A 20,669-nucleotide genomic window follows, 5' to 3' on the forward strand; every position below is an offset into this window, starting at 1 on the left:
CAGGTTATGCTGACAAATTTGTCCAAAAATTCGGATTAAATTTGCAATCTACCATTTCTGCAATCCAGATTGTTATGTATTCGCGGCCGCTTTTTGAACGAAAATGTAACGAATGTAACGAAAAGCGAACGATTTGAACCGATTTGAAACACATTTAAAACGGCTACTAAAACCAGTAATGTCAATGGATACAACGGTTAAAGATATATGAACCGTTGATGCATTTATGCAACAAGTGGGGTCTCGACCCAAGCCGAAACCCCTTGATATAAGCCGTTTTCGCCTATACGAAAATTGGAAGTCGACGAGATGTCGACGAGCGTTTAGATGATGCCTTGTGAAGATAAGAATTCAGCACGTAGTTTTTGGTTCTCTCTGATGAGATCATCTGTTTGCCTTACATAGTATTTTTGCAAAGTTTCAACAGTGTGGCCTAAAAAACTTGCCACAAATTTATCGTCCATTTTGGCCAGTTTCATCAGCGTTGCTTGAGTTCTTCTCCACGCGTGCGAGGTGATTCTGGTGACGCCAGCATGATTACATGAAATGCGTAGAAACTTATTTACCGCATCTGGGGTAATAGGGGTACCATCTTCGCCAGCAAAGAGATAGTTGGTTGAGGTAATGGATACCACTTTACGAGCGTTTTGAGCACTCTTTTGCCACTTGCGATAATCTTTAAGATACTCCATTAAAGAAGCTTCTACGGTTATTTTACGTGGGCTTGCGTGCCCTTTAAGGTGAATACGTCCCGTATGTTCCATATAATCCCACTGACCGTCAATTAGAATAGTATGGCTATCCCAATCAATTTTGTCCCATGTTAGGCCCAATGCTTCGCCTATACGCATGCCTGTAAATGCCTGTACGATTGCTGCATACTTTGATGCGCACTCAGTAGATCGCAGTATTTCACTCAGCAGGAGCTTGTAATCGTGAATGTTAAGAACACTTTGCTTTGGCACACGTATTGGTTGAGGATTACCAGCAAAACGAACATGTAAGCAGGGATTACGAATAATAACACCTTCCTCAACTGCATTTTCCATCATGGATCTAAACGTAACGTGCATGGTGCGTACTGTTTCATGTGAGTGGTTTTCAGCTTCATGATTGAGCCACATTTGATAAGTCGCTCTATTAATGGAGTTCAACTCTTTGTGAGTGCCAAAAAACTTTAACGCATGGTTCATGTCCGTCTTTACACGAGTAATGGTTCTCTTTTCAACAAATGGCGCCTTAAATATCTCTAACCAGTGTGGAAAGTAGTCACCAAGAGTAACTGCTTTTTCGCTATGACCTAAGTCAGATTCGTGGATTACAGAAGCTTCCCAGCTTCTCGCTTCAGCTGCAGTGTCGAGTGTCCTTGTTTTACTGGTCCATTTACCAGTTATAATATCTTTATATCTTGCGGTGATTTGCCACCGTCCGTTTTTTCCTTTTTTTGGTTTTGCCATTTGAATTTTATCTCCTTTTGGAGACGAGTTATTCATAGCAGATTCAATTAACCCTTATAGCGGTAAGGGGAGGCTTGTGGCATCACTTCCTTTCAGGTAAAGTAGCATACGAAAAGCACACGTGTATAACGTGTCTTTATAGCTGCACACTCTCAAAACTTTGGTCGGGGATGAGGGTGTGCTTTTTATATTTAAAAAATGAATTTTAAAATGCCGATGATTGCCACTACAACACTGATGCCGGTTCCATAGAACCAAACCTTTTGCTTTTCAAATTTGGTGTCTATATGGGCATCAAGTAAATCAATCTTATGGGATAGCTTATCAACAGCTGAATTGAGTTCACTGTGGGTTACGTAATCATTGTTGTGCATATCGCTTCCACCTCCGTCAAAGTTGTTACCAAATTCGACTGACACAACTTTTTGATGGCCAGTTTTCTTTGCCTCTGCCATTATTTTGAGCCTCCAGTCAGAAAAATGGTAACGTTTCGCTCTTCATTGCCTATTTTAACATTTGCGGTTAGAAGATTGGCATCGGTGACTTCATCGGCGTTAATGGTAACAAAATAGCTTATTTCACTAATGCCACTTTTTGAGTTTTGGGTGTCAATTTGACTAAAATCAATAGTCTCAGTCGTAGGATTCAAGACGTATTTATTATTTTGATCACGCAAACTTAGTTAGAATGTAAAACTATCGAGTGAAAAATATATATATTGAAGATGCACATATATTGTGAATGTTCCTTCACTTGGTTTTTGCGTCAGTAAGACAGGAACTCCTTCGTCCTTCTCCGTAATAAATACTGTATTAATTCTAGGTTTCATAATTACTCCTATGTATTGCACATATCCAACTTCTTGCCAGGAGGGGATGTGTGTGTTTAGTCTTAATATCCATCATCCGTATCGTCATCAGAGGTATCGTCTGAATCAGTACTGTTTTGATTTTCTAAGTCTTTTGCCTTTTGTGTGTCTGAGCCGTCAGGGTTCATTAATCCTTGTTGAATAAGCCAACTATCTTGAATTTCGCCCGAGGTTTTCATTTCAACAGGTGTGCTATTTAAGGCTTGTTGAAGGGGCATGCCGTGTTGAACTTTATATGCAACTGGTGTTTCACCGTATTTATTTAAAAAGCCGGTAAGCGTATTTTCGTCCATTGAGATGCCTGATGAGGACTGATCCGATTTATCATCAGATTGTGTTGACGAGCTTTGTGCATTAGCTGATTGAGCATCAGCAATGGATTGTGACGCAGCGTCTTTGCTAGCCTTAATCTTACTTTCAGAGAGTGACTTGGAGTTGGCCTTAGCAATTGATTCTTTCTTTAACTCTGATTTAGTTTTACGACTGCTTGCTAAGGAAGAACTATTATCTGATTTACTACTTGATGCGCTTTTAGAGCTGTTGCTACCGCAAGCAGTTAGTAATAAAGCACTCAAAGCGGTAACAGTTAGTGTTAATGGTTTATTCATTATTTCTCCTTTTTTCTATTTTATATTCTTTGTAGTGATCGCGAATAACGTTTTCTGTGAATGGCTCTAAATACTATCTAATCACATGTCCATTAGGGTAAAGTGTTATTCTTTATTCAATATTTTCATCAAGAAGAACTATGTTAAATCCATAGTCAAAATTGCCGGTATGCATTTTAAGTTTTGGATCATCAGAAAAATCATCATCATCTTCTTCAGCAATTTTGTACTTGCCACCAGTTAGTTCGTACTCAACGTGAAGATCGATTTTGCCATCTTGCTGACTGATCATGATGCCTTTAACTTCAGCCGTGTATTCTTTAGGAACGTATCCTAGCATAAACTCGTGTTCATCAATATATGCAATAACTTTAATTGCGTTTGGGTCGTATTTGTTTTCGGGTTCAGTAATTAGTTTTAAGTCTGTTAATACACCGCTTAAGTCTGTTTCAAAAACTTCATCATATGGGGAAAATTCTTTAATATCTGAGGCAGTCCAACCATCATAAGGGTCAAATAAGTCATTTTTTCTAGCAAAAGTAACCATTTTCTTAATATCATGGTGCGTTGTTCCACGAACTTTGAAGTGGAATAACTCTTGTGACTTACGTTTTTCAATTGCCCCCTGTATCGTTTCACGAGCCCTATCCGTTAGTACTTTTCGTCTAGCTTGCTCAGCCTTTATTTCAGCGATTTTTTTTGCGTTACGCTGGGCAATTTCGGCTTGTTCAACAGAGAATGGTTTTAGCCCGTGCCTTACTTGGTAAGTATCGCCAACGGTATTATCCATATGATAGGCGAAGTCAGCAGTTGTAACATTGGGGCTCAGGTAGAAGTAGGCTTGGTTAAGACTGGATTGACAAGATTTACATATTTTTCCACCGTCAGCCGTTAAAAAAGGTCTTTCGAACAAGCCAATTTTGTTATTACAAATCGTGCATTTTGCCATGTCGAGTTCCTCTAATCAAATAGTATTTTATACTTTTGTTTCGACTCCATAACTGCCCATTTTTCGGCGCGGAGTGTAGCAATGTAATGAACATTACTCATGTCACCAGTATCGTTCTCGTGATGTGCAGCTTCATGCAATGCTGTTTTTAACCAGTCCAAGTCATCTTGAAGTATATTGATGTATACGTCGTCACCTTCAATATGTCCGTGATAGCTAGGATTATTTACTTCAACACCCCAGAACTTTAATTCTGGATACATATTTTCTATACGTTCGAGGTCGTTCATATAATCACCCTCTACAGCCGTTTACGGAATTTCATCGCTTGCTTAACCATCTCAATAATTGCATCACGCTCTTCACTAGACACATCTGGATCAATGGAGTAGGCAATGAGCTTTTGGTTGCTGGTCATGGCATCAATGTCACTGTGTTCTTTATCATCGAGTCCCAAAAGATAGTCAGTCGTAACATCAAAATACTTTGCGATTGCTGCTACTTTGTCTGAACTTGCCTTCCCAGTTTTCCAAGTTGAAATAATGCCATTAGAAAAATTTAAGTCACGTTCGACTTGTGCAAGGCTGATGTGATGCAGGTCTGCAAGATCCTTTATACGTTGATACAAAGAGTTCATTTGAGCCTCCGAAAATATTTTGTGTGTTTTCATTGACTCCGAAAATAATCGGTGATACTATAACGTTGTGCTTGAGGGAGCATATAGAAAATATAGCCACCGATTGATAAACGGAAGTCAGTAGAATAGCCGTTATTGGCTTGTTTGTTATGCACTGATAATAGAATATATTCGGTGCTTAGTCAATTGAAAACTATAATTTTCTTCGAATAAATTTTACGGAGGCGAAATATATGTCTGTATACACGGTGGTTCGACGTCTTGCAAGTGATAAAAAAACCAGTATCAGAAAGATTGAACAAGACTTAGAACTGTCCAATGGGCGTTTGAGTACCTGGGATCATCATATGCCAGCAGCTGATAGTCTTCAGGATGTTGCTAGTTATCTGGGGGTCACATCAAGCTTCATTTTGGATGAGGCCCGAAAGGAGGAGACAAAATGAATCAGTTACAAAATTTTACTTTTGCTAATAAACCAGTACGAACGGTGCAGATAAATGGCAAACCATATTTTGTTGGGACTGATGTTGCTAACGCCATTGGCTATCTAAACACTTCGAAGGCAATTAGGGATCACATAAAGGACAAGTACAAGCTGACCGAACGAATCGTTCTGTCAGGTCAATTGAGGGAAGTAATTGTTATATCTGAGCCCGGTCTTTATGAGCTCGCTAGCACTAGTAAGCTACCGAATGCTGAGCCGTTTCAGGATTGGATATATGAACAAGTTCTTCCGGCTATTCGTAAATAGGGTATGTATGCAACACCAGAGACGGTTGATCAGATGTTGAGTAACCCTGACACGATGATCGAGATTCTCACACGTTACAAGGAAGCACAAGCAGATAATCAACGGCTACACGATGAGAACACAATTATGCAACCTAAAGCACTATTCGCTGATGCAGTATCAACTAGCCATTCAACGATTTTAATTGGTGAACTAGCTAAGTTATTACGAGGTAACGGTGTTGATATTGGTCAGAATAGGTTGTTCCAATGGCTACGTGGAAACGGCTATCTAATTGCACGAAAAGGTACGGGCTTCAATTCACCAACTCAACGGGCGATGGATATGGAACTTTTTAAGGTTAAGGAAACAGCGATTGATCACGCAAATGGGTCAGTAACTATTTCTAAAACGACCAAGGTGACTGGTAAAGGACAGCAGTATTTCATTAATAAATTTTTGAATGAAACAACAGTATAGACGGGTAAACATTCATGGCAGATTCAATGGATTCAATTATGAAAGCCACGGTTAATGCGGAAGTGACTAAGAGAATAGCGGCTCTTAGTCAAACGGTCCCATATTTACGTCCATGGCTAACAAGCACACAGGTAGCAGAATTAATTGGTTATAAGCCTCGCACGGTTAATGAAAAGTGGGGTCAAAACCTTGAACTAAAACGCATGGGGCTAACCCGTAAGGATGGTAAGGGGTACCTATTTAAGAACCCTGAGTTTACGAACTGGCTTCATGACGTGTATTGGGAGGAATTAGTATGACTGATTGGATTGCACAAAACGGTGGCTGGATTTTCGCTTTTGTTGCCGCACTGGTAATTGGCTATGGTGCAGGACACAAAGGATTTAGAAATTTATGGGACTAAAAAACGCCCATTTAATGGGCGATAGGAAAGTTTTGCATGTAATGGGATAAGGCAACAATAACGTCATGAAAAATGGTGGGACCGTAGGTTGTCAAAATATATACAAGTATGCCCATCAGTAAGCTGAATTCATATGGATGCGTGTTAGGGAATTTCTTAATCAGAACTCTGGAGGACTCTAAGTAATGATTTATATCAAAGAATTTATTAGCTTCATTTTGAGATATGCCCTGGTCTATTTCATCGTCCTGGGATTCTGGGGCTTCTTCGTATGGGGGTTCGTCGACAAATTTAGGGGAGGCTGGCAAGGACTCTTGTATAACTTTACCCATATTTTTAAACGGTAATTGATCAACGTATTTTAGATAGTTGTTCGCAAGCTGACGAGTTGAAATAACACTCCTGAAGTCAGTAACTGATGCCTGTTTGGAGATTTGTTCGGCCAGCAGTGAAAGATTATTACCAGCAAATGTTGATGGATAAAGCCGTTCTATATACTTCATTTCTCTGCGAAATCTTTCTGCTGGGGCGTATTGGCTTCTAGAAATGGTTGCTTGGATTCTTGTCATTTCTTGGTATGGGATAGAACCTGAGCTGATGTTCATTAAGTCGCTCATACTAGCGGCAATATTTTTAACGCGATTTTGTGACTGTTTGTTTAATGCACTGGCACTAGATAAGTCAGACATAATGAATGACTTTGAAAAATTGCTTTGAATGGTTCTATTCTCATTGTTACTCATTGAAGAGACCTCTTTTGTTTTCACTTATTATCTCATAACTAATGACAAGTGAAAGTAATGACCAATTGCTGAAAATAAAAACGACCAAATAGTGAGCATGAAAGGAGTGATTAGAATCAGTGAAATTATCATTTCTATTTTAGAGACGTTGGCTGTTGTCCTTGTGTGTTATTTTCTAAAACTTTTTCTTCCTCTGGTTGCTCTAGTGATAGTTCTGGCCATTTATCTTCGTCAAAGTTATTAAGGCTGTATGAAATTCCGTGAAATTCATATTTATGATGAGAAGAGCTTTTAGAGTAGTAGTCCCGTTTAAACAGAGACTTTTTGGCTACCTTGAAGCTGAAATTGATTTTTTCAAGCGTTTTGATGTTTGGATTTTTCTGATCTAGCAGCACGACCACGTCGATGTTGGTGTTGGAATTTGGAGGAAAAGTTCCAAATGTTCTATCGGGTATATCAAGTTGCAAGTCAGTAATCAGTTTAGAAGGCGTTTGAACAATCACAAATAGGTCAGTCGGCCCGATTTCTCTAGGAAGAACTCGCTTAGTCACAATATCAAAATTGAGATTAGTTTCAGGATCAAAAGCCCTTAAGTCAAAAAATCCCAATGCTGTTGAAGTGGGATTAATGACGTTCACTGAAGCAGTCATTGCTTTGTGATAACTCATAGGATTTCCATCATGTCTCCGAGTATAGACCGAGTCTAAAGGTACAACAGTTAGATTTTGGTCCCAAGACACATCTATTTTCTTTTTGCTACGGTTTAAAGTGACTAAAGCAATTAGCAGGGAAATAACTGCAATCCAATTGTCTAGTAGATAACGCACACAGACACTAATCAGTTTTATCAAAATCGGCACTTCCAAATTTTTATTTTTATTATCCCACACAAGGGAGGCAACACCAATGAACCTCAGGTTACTAGCATCTGGCATCAACCATATGCAGCCAGACAAACAAAAAGCCGACTGGAACTGGCATTCCAATCGACCACTGAAAAATAAATTATTCGAAAATATTATCTACCGTGCAGGAGATAAACGCAAATGAAATTAAGTGACGAGGTACATCAATATGATCAATAGAGCAGTGCTAACTGGTCGTTTAACCAAAGCTGTAGAGATTCGTTACACCCAAGGTGGAACAGCAGTAGCAAGTTTTAATTTAGCTGTTAATCGCCAGTTTACTAATCAAGCTGGTGAACGTGAAGCAGACTTCATTAGTTGTATTATCTGGCGCAAGTCAGCAGAAAACTTTGCAAACTTTACCCATAAAGGTTCATTGGTCGGTATCGAAGGACGTGTACAAACACGAAACTATGAAAACCAACAGGGGCAACGTGTGTATGTCACCGAAGTAGTCGTTGAGAACTTTGCGCTGCTAGAGCCAAGAAGTCAGAGCGACCAAAACGCGCAACCGTCAGCATCACAGAATGGCTCCACTTCCACGACGGCATCTCAACAACCTGCACCACGTGATCCGTTTGCTAATAGTGGTGAAGCAATTGACATTGATGACAGTGACTTGCCGTTTTAGGAGGTCAAACGATGTCAGATAACAAGAAGTACTACTATCTCAAACTCAAAGCAAATTTTTTTGACTCAAACGAAATGATTGCACTTGAACTTATGCCAGACGGGTATAAGTACAGCAATATTCTTCTCAAGATGTACCTTCGCAGCCTCGAACGCGATGGCAAATTGATGTTCAACAATTACATTCCTTTTGATGCCACGACATTAGCTGCGGTTACAAGACACAGTGTTGGTGACGTTGAAAAGGCAATTGATACGTTTAAACGTCTTGGCTTAATAGAAGTGCTTGATAACGGAGCAATCTACATGGCTGACATTCAAAACTATATTGGTCGTTCATCAACCGAAGCCGACAGAAAGCGGAAGTATCGGGCTTCAATCGATGCAGAGAAGCAAGAAAAACTACCAGCGGGACATTTGTCGGACAAACGTCCACCAGAGAAAGAGTTAGAGATAGAGAAAGAGATAGAGAAAGATATTAGTCCGAATTCTGACAAGCAGAATTCAGGACGAGAAAATATCCCACTTAAATTAGCGGAATATCTGTTTGAAAAGATTAAAACCAATAATCCTAAAGCACGTGAACCTAATCTTACTAAATGGGCTAACGTAATTCGCCTAATGATTGCTAAAGATAATCGTGACGTGCAAGAAATTACGGACATGATTGATTGGTGTCAGTCAGTGTATTTCTGGAAGACCACGATACTAAGTCCAGAATCACTTCGGAAAAACTTCGATGCAATGATTGCTAAACGTCAAGAGGCTAGCGAGAGCACTAAGCCAGTGGTGATTGTAGAACACATGGATCCAGATGTTGAGCAGACGCCGATGTCGGAGGCTGAAAGAAAAAAGATTGATGATCAACTGAAAAAGAATTGGGAGATTTTACGTAAGGCAAAGGAGGAACACAGAAATGGTGAGGACAAAGAGTAATGTCGCTGGCGCCAAATTAACAGGTGGAAATAATGGCCGTCGGTATGCAGTGGTCATCTACGACATGAAAAAAGAAATTGTTATTGCAGTAATGGCATATGTAACAGGTATTAACCAGGCGATGCGATTGTCATTCTTGGTTAAAGAGCGTTATCACTTCACGCCAAAGGTGATCAGTCTCAATGATGTGAACGTTGGTATGATGCAACGTTGGAATGCAGGCGGTGAGTGTATTGAGTAATCGTGAAAGAAAGTTATCTTTTGCCTTGCTGACAGCAGGCGCAGTTGCATCACTGGGACTGACGTTTTACTGGTCAGCAACTGATCATACGGTCTCAGCGTTATGTGGAGTAGTAGCGTTCATGTTTTCAGCAATTAATTTAGCAATTCTTTTAGAGGAGAAAAAACAATGAAAATTATGACAGTTGGAGTCACAGATGAACAATATGACTGGATGATTAAGTTTATTGAGAGCGAAAGCCCAGAGGAAGGGTACGATCTTGATGCGCCAAGCGTATTTGCGGGGCTTATTGAAGATGCACATTTCGATGAATTTAAGTCTGACAGTAATGTTGTGAACTAAATATGCGGACACATATTGGGAGGCGTGAGCCGAGTACGAGTGGCTGTCGGACAAAAATTATAAAGGAGTCATGAAAATGGCAAAGCGAAAGGTAGAACTAAACATCGCCAATTTAAAAGGCGGTGCAGTACAAGAACAGATTGATTCTGCAATGAAAGAAGTTACCAAGAATGTTTTGGACCCTAACACCGATTTTAAGAAGGCACGGAAACTAACGGTTACATTAACATTCAAGCCCAATGAAGACCGCGACACGATTGCGACGAGTGTGGATGTTAAATCTACTTTGGCACCACATCTTGGGATTAACACAACTGTATTGATGGGACGGGATGCAAATACTGGTTCCGTAGAGGCACAAGAACTTAAATCTGGTACTAAAGGACAGACATACTTTGACCCTGACGATGAAACCTTGAAGACGGATACAGGGGATGACATTGATCAGGTGGAAAAAGACAACAAACCAATTGATTTTCGTAAGCGAAAGGTAGAGGGCCAGTAATTATGGAAAACACAGTGGAATCATTGAAGTTTTTAGACGAACAGTCAGTTACAGCAGCGGGTAAACGTGTCATTCATGATAGCGACCGAACGTTTTTAGTTGGCACCAATGGGGATGTACAAGAATTTCGACCAAATGATGGTGCACAAGAAACCTTAGTTAGTCACACGCTGTCGGGTTTAGTTGACTACATCAAAGGTACCAGCGAACGTAAGCAACAGGAATTGATTGTTTCGATTGAAGATGAGCAAACAGTTCGTGTATTTGGCGCACTAGATAAGTTTGGCCGTCGTGAGGAATTGATTTGTGCTAAGGCAATTGTTAGTGAATTTTCATGGGGTCGCTTTATGAATGCCGAAGACATGAATATCAGATTGCAAGCACAATTCGCACAGACAGATGACCGAGATGTTGTATTGCAACTGATTGGGAATATCAAAGAAGAAAACAGTCAAACATCAGTAGACGATGGTGTTACTCAGACCGTTTCCGCTCGAACGGGTATTGCATCTGTAGACAATGTGATTGTGCCTAACCCCGTATCACTGAAACCATATCGGACGTTCCAAGAAATTGACCAACCAGCAAGTGACTTTATCTTCCGTGTGCAGAGTGGTCCAACAGCTGCTTTGTTTGAAGGTGACGGAGGTCAATGGCGCAACAAGGCGATTGCAAATATCAAAGAGTATTTGGAATTTGCAATCAAAGAAACCGATGACCGAGTAAAAGTTATCGCGTAGACACAAAAAGCCGCCCACGAATGGACGGCGTGATTGCTTAATCTCTGACAAGGTGAGTATATCACAAAGCAAATAGTGAGGAAGAATCATGAATCAGCGACAGCGGTTAAAGGCGAGAGTGACCCAGTGTCCATTTTGCCACGCAAAGCCGTCATTGAAGATGAACCACCACATGACGGTACAAGCGGTGGGTGGCCATGAGTATACCGATGAGCAAACTCAAGAATTGGTCAGGGAAGCAGTGGCAGTTGATGCACATAATTCGTCGCTGCTGATTAAGACAAAACATCCGTTTAGAGTACATGCAAAATACTGTCCAATGTGCGGCGGAAAATTGGAGGGAAAGTAATGGGAAATGAGCTAAAGAAATTTATGGTGGTCAATGAGCTTTCTGAAGGCGAAAAATTAGTGGAGATAAAGACACCAATCTATGAGGCAGAGACAGCAACACAGGCTGTGCTAAAAGATTCAAATAGAATGCTATCTGAATACATGAATGGTGAAAAGGATAACGGGTACGATGTGGCTACAGTTGCTGTTTATGAATTGGCTACTGGTGTCAGCGAATTAGGGAATATTGCAAAACGTAACTCAAGTAAATATGGGGGTGCGAAATGAAAACAAGTGAGCTTAAGCAACAAATCAGAAGCATGGGTTTTAACATTGAAGAATATGAAGACCAGTTAGTAATCAATGGAGGGCTTTGGAAAATTTTCATTTCTAAAACTGACTTTAAACAAGAACTACAAATTATGACGTACTCCACAATGAACATACCGGTTCGCCTGTGGTCACTTGTAAGCATGTATGTACTTACGCCCATGGATGAACGTGGGGAACCAAAGAAGTATCGAGCACCGATACCGGGGATGACACTGTGTGGTATGCAAGCCTACCTTGCTTCTGATGCAGAAGATGAGTGGTGCGTTGGTAATCAAGATGACGGTAACGGAATTGTGTTTACCGAACAGGAGCGTGCAGACGCACCGTCATGGATTAAACGAGACTGGTGGGAGAAAGTTAAGTGAGTATGTATATGTGTATCAATACAAAAACAAACGAAGTATTTGAAGGGATGCGCCACATGCATCATTCAGAAATCATGCGGAGAATCAACGAGCATTCAAGTTACAGCGCACATCGAACTGTGAAAGTTGACTTACCAGGGCCACTAATGATTGTGAAGGAGAACTAGCAGTGCAATATAAAATGGTAACTGTCAGAAAGATATTGGTGCCAGATGAAATGCCTGATTTTATCGCACGCCAAATCGATTATTTGCAAGGCGAAAGGCAATTAGATTTATTTAGTAGCCTAATTTATCTGATGTCGTGGAAACGGAACACTTGGATTCATGATGAAGACCATCAGGAAATGTTTGCTATAGCATGGCTCTATGGTTATGAGCGAGTGTGAGGTGATCACGTGTATGTATATGGTCGTGTCGGTCACCGTGATGGTGATTGGGTAACCGTTAAGTTAAGTGACATGTCAGATGGCGACAAATTTCGTATCGATAAGTATGGTCACGGGGATGTTCAGGTAAGGATTGAAGATGCACGTAAAATCACCACAGCGCAGCTAAAGAAAACCTGGGCGATGATTCGCGAAGTATGTATGTGGCAGAACGATGATGCTAAGTCCACTAAATTGATGGCCGAGACGGAGCAAGAACTTAAGGGCGAGTTTTACAAGGAGCGTAATGAGCCAGAATTTAGCTTAAGCGATTGCTCACTGGAGACAGCCAACAAGTTCATCGACTTCCTGATTATGTTTTGTTACCGCGAAGACATCCCCTGGCGAAGTAAAACGTGGGACATGATACAAGGTAGCTATGGAGCCGTGTATTACGGTTTAAAGTACCGACAGTGTTGTATATGTCGGAACCACGCAGAAATTGCACACGTGCATGCTGTGGGGTCAGGGCGTAACCGTAGGACGATTGACCACCGCGGCAACTATGTAATGCCACTGTGTTATATGCACCATGAGGAAGAGCAACATCTGATTGGTATTACAACATTCATGAATAAGTACCACATCAAAGGCATCAAGGTAGATGACCATATTGCTAAGATGCTGAAACTTGGCAACTACCGAATTATTGAAGAGGACAACGGGGATGATTAAGAGAAAGCTATCCTTGATTTAATAATATTTTATTGCATAAAAAAAGACCGCATACCATCGGGGATGCTGTCCTAACTAAATTACTTCAACAAATTAATTCTAGCATAAAGGACGGCGGATCGCTTGGGTATGAGGAAGCATAAACAAAGTACATTTGAATGGTTGAACGAATACTTGGAACTCAAAGACGAATGTCACCTGTTAGAGTGGAAGATTCGAAAAACTAAGCATGAAGAGTGGCGATGGTTAGAAGGAGACCTGGCTGGTGTTCGAATCAATGGTAAATCAAAGGGGTCTCACGTATCAGACAACTTACCAAAATTAGAATCTGATCTAAAAACGTGTGAAAATGAAATGAATACACTGTTACAGATTGTGGATACATTCCAAGGATACGAAAATGACATCTTAAGGTTGAAGTATATTGATGGATTAAGTATTGAAGACATTGCTGAGAAGCTTAACTTATCAGTAAGCACAGTGTCACAACGACATGCAGAACTCCATCGACGGCTAGACTTCATCGATCATTGGGAACAAAAGCGTAAAAGCTTTAACGACAGATTGGATGTTGATTTTGTAGAGATGTGAAATTATAACACTAAAAATTTTTAAAGCTACATTTCATCTACATGGATAGATTGCATTGGATTCTAGGATTTGATGGATTATAACGATAGCATACAGAAATTAAGAAACAGCTAGCTTAACGGCTAGCTGTTTTTGCGTTGAGGAGAAGGCTATGAAAGATAGCAAAGTAGCAAAAGATGTCTTGGTGATCTGTACTACGTTAGACAAGGCAATTAGAGGCGAAAACGATGCACCGTTAGCAGTGGCACGATTAGCTGCAGAGCGTGTGAAGAATTACTTCGAACAGACCAGTACATATAAATAATATAAGCGGTTAGTCATTAGACTGGGCGCTTTTTATGTGGAGGAAAGAAATGAAAAGTTCATTTGATCAGCGAGACATCTTGAAGATGACAGAGTTAGGCATGAAGGGATTAGTAATGAATGTTGAGCAAAAGCAGGCTTGGAAGACAATGACAGATGCCTATTGGATTTGCTTCGATGAATCGAAGAGATTAGGCAAGACCGACGTTCAAGCAATGTCGGCTGCTCAATCCTTAATGATTGCGTCTATGGCTGGATCAAACGGTGGCGATAGCAATGACTCTGATGAAAATATGTAAAGCAGCAGGCTGTCACAATCCAATACAGGCAGACCAACAGAACCCATACTGCACGGTACATGCATCTTATTATCGGCCACGGGAACATAAACGTAGCGAGACTAAACGTAGAAGTTATAGTCAGTACAATAAGTTCAAGCGAGACCAAGAAGCCAACGCTTTCTATCACTCCAAAGTGTGGACGCGAATCAGTAAGGAACTAAAGAGACAAGCGTACTTCACTTGCGAATGCTGTGGAAGAACGTACGACCAACCAGGCTACCTGGTCGTTGATCACGTTGTTCCAAGACGGGTAAATAAAATAAGACAGCTTGATACAGGTAACCTCTGGGTAATCTGCAAGAGGTGCCACTACTGGAAGGGCGAACTGGAAAAGGAAATCTATACATCGCCGTCAGTGATTGACAACATAGATGTGGGAAATAAGTGGAATTCAGACAAATGTTCAGATTGGATTTTAAAAAAAGAATTAATTGTCGATTCGAAACACTCAATTTAAAAAACACCCCCGCCCCTATGCTGCTATGAGAGAGCTCACACATGTGCCGTTCGTCTCTGAAAATATGCAGAAATTAAAAAGTTTTGAAAGGGGGTATTTTGATGGCAAATGTGAAACATGCAGGGAGAAAAAAGAATCTGTCAGCAGGCGATAAAAGCCGTTCTGATCAGCGAAAGCAGACGAACGATTTTCGCGACGCTCAGAAGAAAATGAAAGTGCTACAACCAACACCACCTAATCATCTGAATAAACGTGCGAAAGCATTATGGCGTGAACTTACCCCCGAACTTGTAAAACTCGGATTGATGAAACAAATCGATAAAGTCACCCTAGAGGTGTTTTGCACAACCTATGCAATGTACATCCAAGCTGAGCAAGATTTGGAAGAATTCGGGATGTATTTAGAGGCAAAAGATGGCACACCGGTTAAAAAAGCACCTCAAGTAATGATCATCAGCGACTGTGCTAGAACTTTGAAAATGCTTGGAGCTGATTTAGGACTCAACTTCAACGCACGCAATCAAGAGATAACTGTTGTTGGTAGTACGAAAAACAATGTGACTAACTTAGAAAAGGCAAGGCAGGCGATAAACGTTGGTGCAAGAGTTTAATTTTACAGGTATCGAAGATATCAAAACCTTTATTGAGCCTTATAAGGAAGAGTACAAGCCACTTCTAGATGATTACAAAGACATTGCCACACAATATGCTTTTAGGGTTCTGTTTACGGATGACTTTGCCACTAGCCGAGATGTTAAGTTAGCTAGTGTTCGGCATCTTCAAGATTTGAAGCGACAGGGTGAAGAAGACTTCCCATATACTTATGATTCTAAGTGGGTTGCAGCAATCGAATGGTTTGCGCGTAGCATTCCGGATCCAACAGATACGTCAAAGTTGATTGAACCGATGGAGTGGCAATCATTTATTTTAGATTCGTTGATTGGATGGCGAAATAACGCTGAGGGAAGCCGATTTCACATTGCTATTGTCTCGGTAGCTCGTGGTCAAGGTAAAACGTGGTTGGCTTCGATTTTAGTCAACTTCTTTTACTTTATGATCGGTTGGAATGCGACCGCGCAAGACTTCTTAATTGCTAGTTACGATAGTGATCACGCCAAGAAACTGTTCGAATATGTTTCGCTACAGGCCAAAAGCATTATTCAAATGCCTGATTTTGAGCAAGAAGCCAGAGAACGAGACGTAGCAGCGCAAACGTATCAGGTGATCGGTCGAAATAACAAGAACATTATTCGTGTTGGATCGTCACAAGCCGGCGGATTTGATAGTCGTCATAATCTGATTGCTGTCTACGATGAAATTGGTGCCATGGATCCGAAGTACAACGAAAGTATTAACCAGATTGTTTCGGGTCAGCAAAAGCTTGTTAATCGGCTCTTTCTTGAGATTTCTACCGCTTATCCAAACGTAAAAGCGAAGTTTAAAGCCGACCAGGATAGTACTAGAAAACTGGTTGAAGATGATGCTAACAGAGATGGCGACGATACTTTCATGATCATCTATTCTCAGGATAACGAGAACGAGGTATTTGAGCCTGATACGTGGGAGAAGTCCAATCCGCTATTAGCTTTACCAGAACAGAGTGAAACGCTCTTAGAAGCGCTCATAGGGCTTCGTGATAAGCAAGAACGTGAAGGTTCTCTGGCATCGTTTGCCAATAAGTCGATGAATATCTGGAGCAGAAGGTTTCAGAACAGTTTTCTGGGGCTTGATGTAATTCAAAAAGGCATTGTTGAATCTTTTATGACTCGAAAGAGGGATGTTTACATCGGATTTGATGCTAGTCAGGTAAATGACAATACAGCCTTTGGGTTCGAGTTTCCGTATACGGATCATCAAAAACAGTGTTTTTACGCAATGCAGTACAGTTTTATTCCGTTCGCACAGGCGAAGACGTTGGATGCAAAAATCAAACAGGATGGATTGGATTATGAAGTGCTTGCCAGTCAAGGATTCTGTGAAGTAACTAGACGACCAAGCGGAACAATTGATGAACAACAGGTTTGGGAATGGCTAGTTGATTTCATTCGGATTAATCAGCTAAGAGTAAGAGCGATTGTCATCGATCCTAACTTAGCTGATTGGCTGACTAAGAAAGTTGAACATTATCAACCTGCTTGGCCGTTGTTCAGATTGGCACCAACTTCTTACAACTTATCAAACCCAACCAAAGATTTTCAGAACCGTTTTATAAATGGCGAAGTGAAGATAAAGAACGATCCTTTGCTGATTGACGGACTAAACAACGCATTTCTCAAAGAGGATAAGGGTGGTGCAATAAAAATTGATCGGCAAAATCGTACGAGTGATCATATCGATTCTACTGATGCACTGATTAATGCTCACTCACAAGCGCAGTATTATTTTGAAGATTATCACGATGAAGGATATAACCCGCTGAATGATATGGATAAATCGGAACGAAGAGACTTCTTTAAGTCCATGTTCGGTGGTTAGGAGGTGAATTTAAGTGGTTAATACTTTTGTGAACATGGTTAAAGACTTTTGGAAAAATTGGTTGACGGTCGTACTTTTTATTACTGGATTGTCATTGATTACCATAGCAGCCTTTATGTTTAATCAGGTTTTAGGGATGGCAGTTAGCGGTAGTTTTTGTGTTCTAGTAGCCTGTATTTTGGTTAAGGAGGGGAGATGATTTGATTGGGATTGCTAACACCACGTAATTATCATAGAACAAAGGTAACAGATACGGCGTATCCGTCAGGTAGTGGGTTTTATTGGTCAAGCGTTGGGGGTTCACCTATTGCGTACGTGAATGCAGAGGGAGCGTTAAAAAACACGAACGTCTATGCAGTCATTAATAGAATCGCGAGTGACATTGCCTCAGCACATTTTAAAACTGAAAATAGATCTGCATTGAATCGATTGGAACAGCCAAGCAGGCTGATCAGTCGATTTTCTTTTTGGCAAAGTATTTTAATTCAGCTCTGTTTATCTGGTAATGCGTATGTTCCGTTACCACAGAGTAATTTTGAAAACGTACCACCATCAGATGTGCAGATTAATTACTTGCCTGGTAACACAGGCATTATTTATACGTTTGCAGAGAGCAATGAACGTCAAAAGATGAACCTGCGTGATGATCAGACTTTACATTTTCGACTGATGCCTGACCCTGATTATCGTTATCTGATTGGGCGGTCACCGTTGGATAGTCTATCTGATGCATTGACGATTGCAGACAAGACGATGAACTCGAATTTGAAGTCGTTGCAAAATCAAATCAATGCAGCTGGTCAGTTGAAAATTAGTAATGTAACCAACGATAACCTTGATTTAGCAGACGCTAGAACAGAATTTGAAAAGGCGAATGCAGGTGATAACGCTGGTAGGTTAATGGTTCTGCCCGATGGCTTTGAATATAAACAGTTCGAAATGAAGGCTGACGTTTTCAAAGCATTGAATGAAAATGCCAGCTTTTCTGCGGACCAAATTTCAAAAGCATTTGGTGTTCCAAGCGATATGCTCGGTGGGGGTTCTTCAACAGAGAGTCAGCACAGCAATAGTGAGCAAATCAAGGCACTGTATCTATCAAACTTGAACACTTATGTGCATCCGATTCTTGATGAGCTTAAGCAAAAGCTAAACGCGCCAGATTTGGACCTTGATATCAAAGACATGCTAGATGTTGATGATTCTACGATGGTTGGTCAGATGAATACCTTGGTCAGCTCTGGCGCTATGAGCCCTAATCAGGCTCAGTTTATGCTTCAACGGTCTGGTTATCTGCCTGACGGCGTACCAGAGTATGACAATTCATGGAAAGGAGGAAAATCGAATGCCAATTAATGTAAAGGGAATGATAACCAATGATGATGATGCACCGTTTTATCGTGATTGGTTCGGTATGACAGTTGTTTCGCCGGCGGATATTCTTGATGCGTTGCCACGAGATGGATCTGATATCGATGTGGAAATTGCTTCTGATGGTGGTGAAGTTGATCCTGCTACAGAGATTTGTACTGCTTTGCGGAATTATCATGGAAACGTGACAGTTCAGATTGTTGCTAATGCATACTCCGCTGGAACAATCATCGCAATGGGTGCTGACAAAGTTCAAATGGCTCCTGGTGCAAAGATGATGATCCATAATGCATCAAGTGGAGCCGAAGGTAATTTTCATGATATGGAGCATGCTTCACAGATGTTGCAAACGACAAACAAGGCGATTGCGAATATGTACGCTGCTAAGACAGGTAAACCAGTGCAAGACTTTCTGGACCTAATGGATCAAGAAAAATGGTTAGATGCAGATGATGCAGTTGAGCTAGGATTAGCGGATGAAATACAGAATTTCGAGCCTGTCACTAATTCGATCGGTGGATCTAAGATTTCTCATCGAGCAGTACAGAAGATTCAAGACTTGGTTAAAGAGAATCGAAAACTTAAAAACGCACAAAATAGCCAACCTAGCAATCACGAACAACTCGTGCAAGCTAAGCTGGCTATTTTCTTAGACGAAGGAGAATAAACACATGACTAAAGATGAATTACAAGCCTTATTTAACAAGGCAAGCATGAAAGCGTCTGATTTGAATGCCAAGGCGATTGCAGTTATTCAAAGTGATTCTTTTGATAAAGAGACATATGACGGTATTAAGAAGAATTTGAAGGATGCCAAGGCAAAACGTGATGCAATCCAAGAACAAATTGACGCGTATGACGAAGAACATCCTGAAAAACCAGAACCAACGGACAATAACCAAGGCACAGCACTTCCTTCAGGTCATGTTGGCACTACACGCGACCAGCAACGCAAGTCAATGCGGAATTTCTTGAAGACGGGTGTCGTTACCACTGATTTGACTGGCGCGGGCTTATCCGATGGTTCAATTTTAATTCCTGAAACTATTTTGCCTGCCGAACACGAAACACATCAATTTCCACGATTAGGAAACATGGTACGAACTGTTCAAGTATCAACTACGACTGGTAAGTTGCCAGTGTTCCAAGAATCTGGTGACACATTGTCATTACACAAGGAATTTGATGAGACAACGCCTAGTTCAACACCACGAATTGTTCCAATTCCTTGGGATCTGCAAACGTACACTGGACGCTATGTGTTCTCACAAGACTTGATTTCAGATTCTAGTTACGATTGGGAAGCAGAATTTGGGAGTCGTTTAGTTGAACTTCAAAACAATACCGATGACATGTTGATTGCGAACAAACTGACCGATGGTATTACAGCGACTGCAACGACTGATTTAATTTCTGACATTAAACACGCTTTGAATAAGTTCTTCAAGCCGTTCGACAGCGCTCAAGCCTCGATTATTCTTTCACAGTCAGCATTTGATGAATTAGACAACATGAAAGACTCAACTGGACGCCCAATGGTTCAACCGGATGTTACACAAGCGACAGATGGCTTTATCAAGGGCAAGCCATTGGTAGTGCTTGATGATTTATTATTCCCTAAGGCTAAGGTCGGGGATGCAAATATCATCATTTCACCACTACAAAAATCGATCATCAAGTTCCGGAATAATCAGATTACTGGTGAATTCCAAGACACACACGACATTTGGTACAAGTCTTTGGGTATGTACCTGCGTGAAGATGTTGAGCAAGCTCGTAAGGACCTAATTTGCTTGATTTCATCATCTGCACCTTCTGGAAAGTAATAAC

The 20,669-nt window shown here is 40.8% G+C and carries 34 protein-coding genes; 26 read left to right on the plus strand and 8 right to left on the minus strand.

The window, feature by feature from the left end; genetic code table 11:
* Positions 1-323: 323 nt before the first annotated feature.
* The 6 genes from IV55_RS01345 to IV55_RS01370 all read right to left on the minus strand — a co-directional run bounded on the left by IV55_RS01345 (position 324) and on the right by IV55_RS01370 (position 4,519).
* Positions 324-1,457 carry a tyrosine-type recombinase/integrase gene (locus tag IV55_RS01345; RefSeq protein WP_057808615.1) on the minus strand — a complete coding sequence of 378 codons (1,134 nt, stop codon included), beginning with the start codon at positions 1,455-1,457 and terminating at the stop codon, positions 324-326.
* 191 nt (positions 1,458-1,648) lie between these two features.
* Positions 1,649-1,912: a hypothetical protein gene (locus IV55_RS01350; RefSeq protein WP_057808616.1), complete on the minus strand. Its 264-nt coding sequence runs from the start codon at positions 1,910-1,912 to the stop codon at positions 1,649-1,651.
* A gap of 436 nt (positions 1,913-2,348) precedes the next feature.
* Complete coding sequence (locus IV55_RS01355) at positions 2,349-2,933, minus strand: hypothetical protein (RefSeq protein WP_057808617.1); 585 nt, start codon at positions 2,931-2,933, stop codon at positions 2,349-2,351.
* 112 nt (positions 2,934-3,045) lie between these two features.
* A complete protein-coding gene (locus IV55_RS01360) occupies positions 3,046-3,882 on the minus strand; it encodes an HIRAN domain-containing protein (RefSeq protein ID WP_057808618.1) in 837 nt (278 codons plus the stop codon).
* Positions 3,883-3,893: 11 nt separating this feature from the next.
* On the minus strand, positions 3,894-4,172 hold the full coding sequence (locus IV55_RS01365; RefSeq protein ID WP_057808619.1) for a hypothetical protein: 279 nt from the start codon (positions 4,170-4,172) through the stop codon (positions 3,894-3,896).
* A gap of 11 nt (positions 4,173-4,183) precedes the next feature.
* Complete coding sequence (locus IV55_RS01370) at positions 4,184-4,519, minus strand: helix-turn-helix domain-containing protein (RefSeq protein ID WP_057808620.1); 336 nt, start codon at positions 4,517-4,519, stop codon at positions 4,184-4,186.
* Positions 4,520-4,752: 233 nt separating this feature from the next.
* On the opposite strand from IV55_RS01370, the gene IV55_RS01375 reads away from it, so the two are divergent.
* Genes IV55_RS01375 through IV55_RS01385 form a run of 4 tightly spaced genes read left to right on the plus strand, consistent with a single transcriptional unit; the run spans position 4,753 to position 6,028 of the window.
* A complete protein-coding gene (locus tag IV55_RS01375; protein ID WP_057808621.1) occupies positions 4,753-4,962 on the plus strand; it encodes a transcriptional regulator in 210 nt (69 codons plus the stop codon).
* The gene (locus IV55_RS10655) at positions 4,959-5,270 is read left to right on the plus strand and encodes a BRO-N domain-containing protein (RefSeq protein ID WP_307725029.1); all 312 of its coding nucleotides are present in this window, start codon (positions 4,959-4,961) and stop codon (positions 5,268-5,270) included. Before IV55_RS01375 ends, IV55_RS10655 begins: the two co-directional genes overlap by 4 nt.
* A 3-nt stretch (positions 5,271-5,273) precedes the next feature.
* A complete protein-coding gene (locus IV55_RS10660; RefSeq protein ID WP_307725030.1) occupies positions 5,274-5,729 on the plus strand; it encodes a phage antirepressor KilAC domain-containing protein in 456 nt (151 codons plus the stop codon).
* A gap of 14 nt (positions 5,730-5,743) precedes the next feature.
* Complete coding sequence (locus tag IV55_RS01385) at positions 5,744-6,028, plus strand: hypothetical protein (RefSeq protein WP_057808622.1); 285 nt, start codon at positions 5,744-5,746, stop codon at positions 6,026-6,028.
* A 115-nt stretch (positions 6,029-6,143) separates the two neighbouring features.
* Here the strand turns inward: IV55_RS01385 and IV55_RS01390 are convergent, their stop codons facing one another.
* Both IV55_RS01390 and IV55_RS01395 read right to left on the minus strand, forming a co-directional pair.
* Positions 6,144-6,875, minus strand: a complete 732-nt coding sequence (locus IV55_RS01390; protein WP_057808623.1) for a hypothetical protein — start codon at positions 6,873-6,875, stop codon at positions 6,144-6,146.
* A gap of 134 nt (positions 6,876-7,009) precedes the next feature.
* The gene (locus tag IV55_RS01395) at positions 7,010-7,765 is read right to left on the minus strand and encodes a hypothetical protein (protein ID WP_057808624.1); all 756 of its coding nucleotides are present in this window, start codon (positions 7,763-7,765) and stop codon (positions 7,010-7,012) included.
* Between the two features lie 16 nt (positions 7,766-7,781).
* Here IV55_RS01395 and IV55_RS10270 point away from each other — a divergent pair, with 16 nt between their 5' ends.
* From IV55_RS10270 to IV55_RS01495, 22 genes are all read left to right on the plus strand, one after another.
* A complete protein-coding gene (locus tag IV55_RS10270; RefSeq protein WP_157047452.1) occupies positions 7,782-7,925 on the plus strand; it encodes a hypothetical protein in 144 nt (47 codons plus the stop codon).
* Positions 7,926-7,949: 24 nt separating this feature from the next.
* Complete coding sequence (ssb, locus tag IV55_RS01400; RefSeq protein ID WP_057808625.1) at positions 7,950-8,411, plus strand: single-stranded DNA-binding protein; 462 nt, start codon at positions 7,950-7,952, stop codon at positions 8,409-8,411.
* An 11-nt stretch (positions 8,412-8,422) separates the two neighbouring features.
* Entirely contained in the window at positions 8,423-9,346 is a 924-nt protein-coding gene (locus IV55_RS01405) for a phage replisome organizer N-terminal domain-containing protein (RefSeq protein ID WP_057808626.1), read from the plus strand.
* On the plus strand, positions 9,327-9,587 hold the full coding sequence (locus tag IV55_RS01410; protein ID WP_057808627.1) for a hypothetical protein: 261 nt from the start codon (positions 9,327-9,329) through the stop codon (positions 9,585-9,587). The genes IV55_RS01405 and IV55_RS01410 overlap by 20 nt, the downstream gene beginning before the upstream one ends.
* Complete coding sequence (locus IV55_RS01415) at positions 9,580-9,759, plus strand: hypothetical protein (RefSeq protein WP_057808629.1); 180 nt, start codon at positions 9,580-9,582, stop codon at positions 9,757-9,759. Before IV55_RS01410 ends, IV55_RS01415 begins: the two co-directional genes overlap by 8 nt.
* Positions 9,756-9,929, plus strand: coding sequence for a hypothetical protein (locus tag IV55_RS10275; protein ID WP_157047453.1), 174 nt, complete (start codon positions 9,756-9,758; stop codon positions 9,927-9,929). Before IV55_RS01415 ends, IV55_RS10275 begins: the two co-directional genes overlap by 4 nt.
* A 76-nt stretch (positions 9,930-10,005) precedes the next feature.
* On the plus strand, positions 10,006-10,434 hold the full coding sequence (locus IV55_RS01420; protein WP_057808630.1) for a hypothetical protein: 429 nt from the start codon (positions 10,006-10,008) through the stop codon (positions 10,432-10,434).
* 2 nt (positions 10,435-10,436) lie between these two features.
* A complete protein-coding gene (locus IV55_RS01425; RefSeq protein ID WP_057808632.1) occupies positions 10,437-11,174 on the plus strand; it encodes a hypothetical protein in 738 nt (245 codons plus the stop codon).
* A gap of 88 nt (positions 11,175-11,262) precedes the next feature.
* Positions 11,263-11,523, plus strand: coding sequence for a hypothetical protein (locus IV55_RS01430; RefSeq protein WP_057808634.1), 261 nt, complete (start codon positions 11,263-11,265; stop codon positions 11,521-11,523).
* Positions 11,523-11,792 (plus strand): hypothetical protein, encoded by a 270-nt coding sequence (locus tag IV55_RS01435; RefSeq protein WP_057808636.1) that lies wholly within the window; start codon positions 11,523-11,525, stop codon positions 11,790-11,792. Before IV55_RS01430 ends, IV55_RS01435 begins: the two co-directional genes overlap by 1 nt.
* The gene (locus tag IV55_RS01440) at positions 11,789-12,202 is read left to right on the plus strand and encodes a hypothetical protein (protein ID WP_057808638.1); all 414 of its coding nucleotides are present in this window, start codon (positions 11,789-11,791) and stop codon (positions 12,200-12,202) included. Before IV55_RS01435 ends, IV55_RS01440 begins: the two co-directional genes overlap by 4 nt.
* Positions 12,203-12,371: 169 nt before the next feature.
* On the plus strand, positions 12,372-12,590 hold the full coding sequence (locus tag IV55_RS01445; protein WP_057808639.1) for a hypothetical protein: 219 nt from the start codon (positions 12,372-12,374) through the stop codon (positions 12,588-12,590).
* A gap of 9 nt (positions 12,591-12,599) precedes the next feature.
* A complete protein-coding gene (locus IV55_RS01450) occupies positions 12,600-13,304 on the plus strand; it encodes a putative HNHc nuclease (RefSeq protein ID WP_057808641.1) in 705 nt (234 codons plus the stop codon).
* A 129-nt stretch (positions 13,305-13,433) separates the two neighbouring features.
* Entirely contained in the window at positions 13,434-13,895 is a 462-nt protein-coding gene (locus tag IV55_RS01455; RefSeq protein WP_146993613.1) for a sigma factor-like helix-turn-helix DNA-binding protein, read from the plus strand.
* Between the two features lie 151 nt (positions 13,896-14,046).
* A complete protein-coding gene (locus IV55_RS10285) occupies positions 14,047-14,199 on the plus strand; it encodes a hypothetical protein (protein ID WP_157047455.1) in 153 nt (50 codons plus the stop codon).
* A gap of 49 nt (positions 14,200-14,248) precedes the next feature.
* Complete coding sequence (locus IV55_RS01460; RefSeq protein ID WP_057808646.1) at positions 14,249-14,497, plus strand: hypothetical protein; 249 nt, start codon at positions 14,249-14,251, stop codon at positions 14,495-14,497.
* Positions 14,484-14,996, plus strand: a complete 513-nt coding sequence (locus IV55_RS01465) for an HNH endonuclease (RefSeq protein ID WP_225425839.1) — start codon at positions 14,484-14,486, stop codon at positions 14,994-14,996. The genes IV55_RS01460 and IV55_RS01465 overlap by 14 nt, the downstream gene beginning before the upstream one ends.
* Positions 14,997-15,097: 101 nt before the next feature.
* Positions 15,098-15,607: a phage terminase small subunit P27 family gene (locus tag IV55_RS01470; RefSeq protein WP_057808650.1), complete on the plus strand. Its 510-nt coding sequence runs from the start codon at positions 15,098-15,100 to the stop codon at positions 15,605-15,607.
* Positions 15,594-17,471 carry a terminase TerL endonuclease subunit gene (locus IV55_RS01475; RefSeq protein WP_057808652.1) on the plus strand — a complete coding sequence of 626 codons (1,878 nt, stop codon included), beginning with the start codon at positions 15,594-15,596 and terminating at the stop codon, positions 17,469-17,471. The genes IV55_RS01470 and IV55_RS01475 overlap by 14 nt, the downstream gene beginning before the upstream one ends.
* Before the next feature lie 204 nt (positions 17,472-17,675).
* Entirely contained in the window at positions 17,676-18,824 is a 1,149-nt protein-coding gene (locus IV55_RS01485; RefSeq protein ID WP_057808656.1) for a phage portal protein, read from the plus strand.
* A complete protein-coding gene (locus tag IV55_RS01490; RefSeq protein WP_057808659.1) occupies positions 18,814-19,506 on the plus strand; it encodes a head maturation protease, ClpP-related in 693 nt (230 codons plus the stop codon). Before IV55_RS01485 ends, IV55_RS01490 begins: the two co-directional genes overlap by 11 nt.
* A 4-nt stretch (positions 19,507-19,510) precedes the next feature.
* Positions 19,511-20,665 (plus strand): phage major capsid protein, encoded by a 1,155-nt coding sequence (locus IV55_RS01495; protein ID WP_146993614.1) that lies wholly within the window; start codon positions 19,511-19,513, stop codon positions 20,663-20,665.
* The last annotated feature ends 4 nt before the right edge of the window (positions 20,666-20,669 follow it).

Origin of the sequence: Furfurilactobacillus siliginis (assembly GCF_001437435.1) — a bacterium.
GTDB classification, from domain to species: domain Bacteria; phylum Bacillota; class Bacilli; order Lactobacillales; family Lactobacillaceae; genus Furfurilactobacillus; species Furfurilactobacillus siliginis.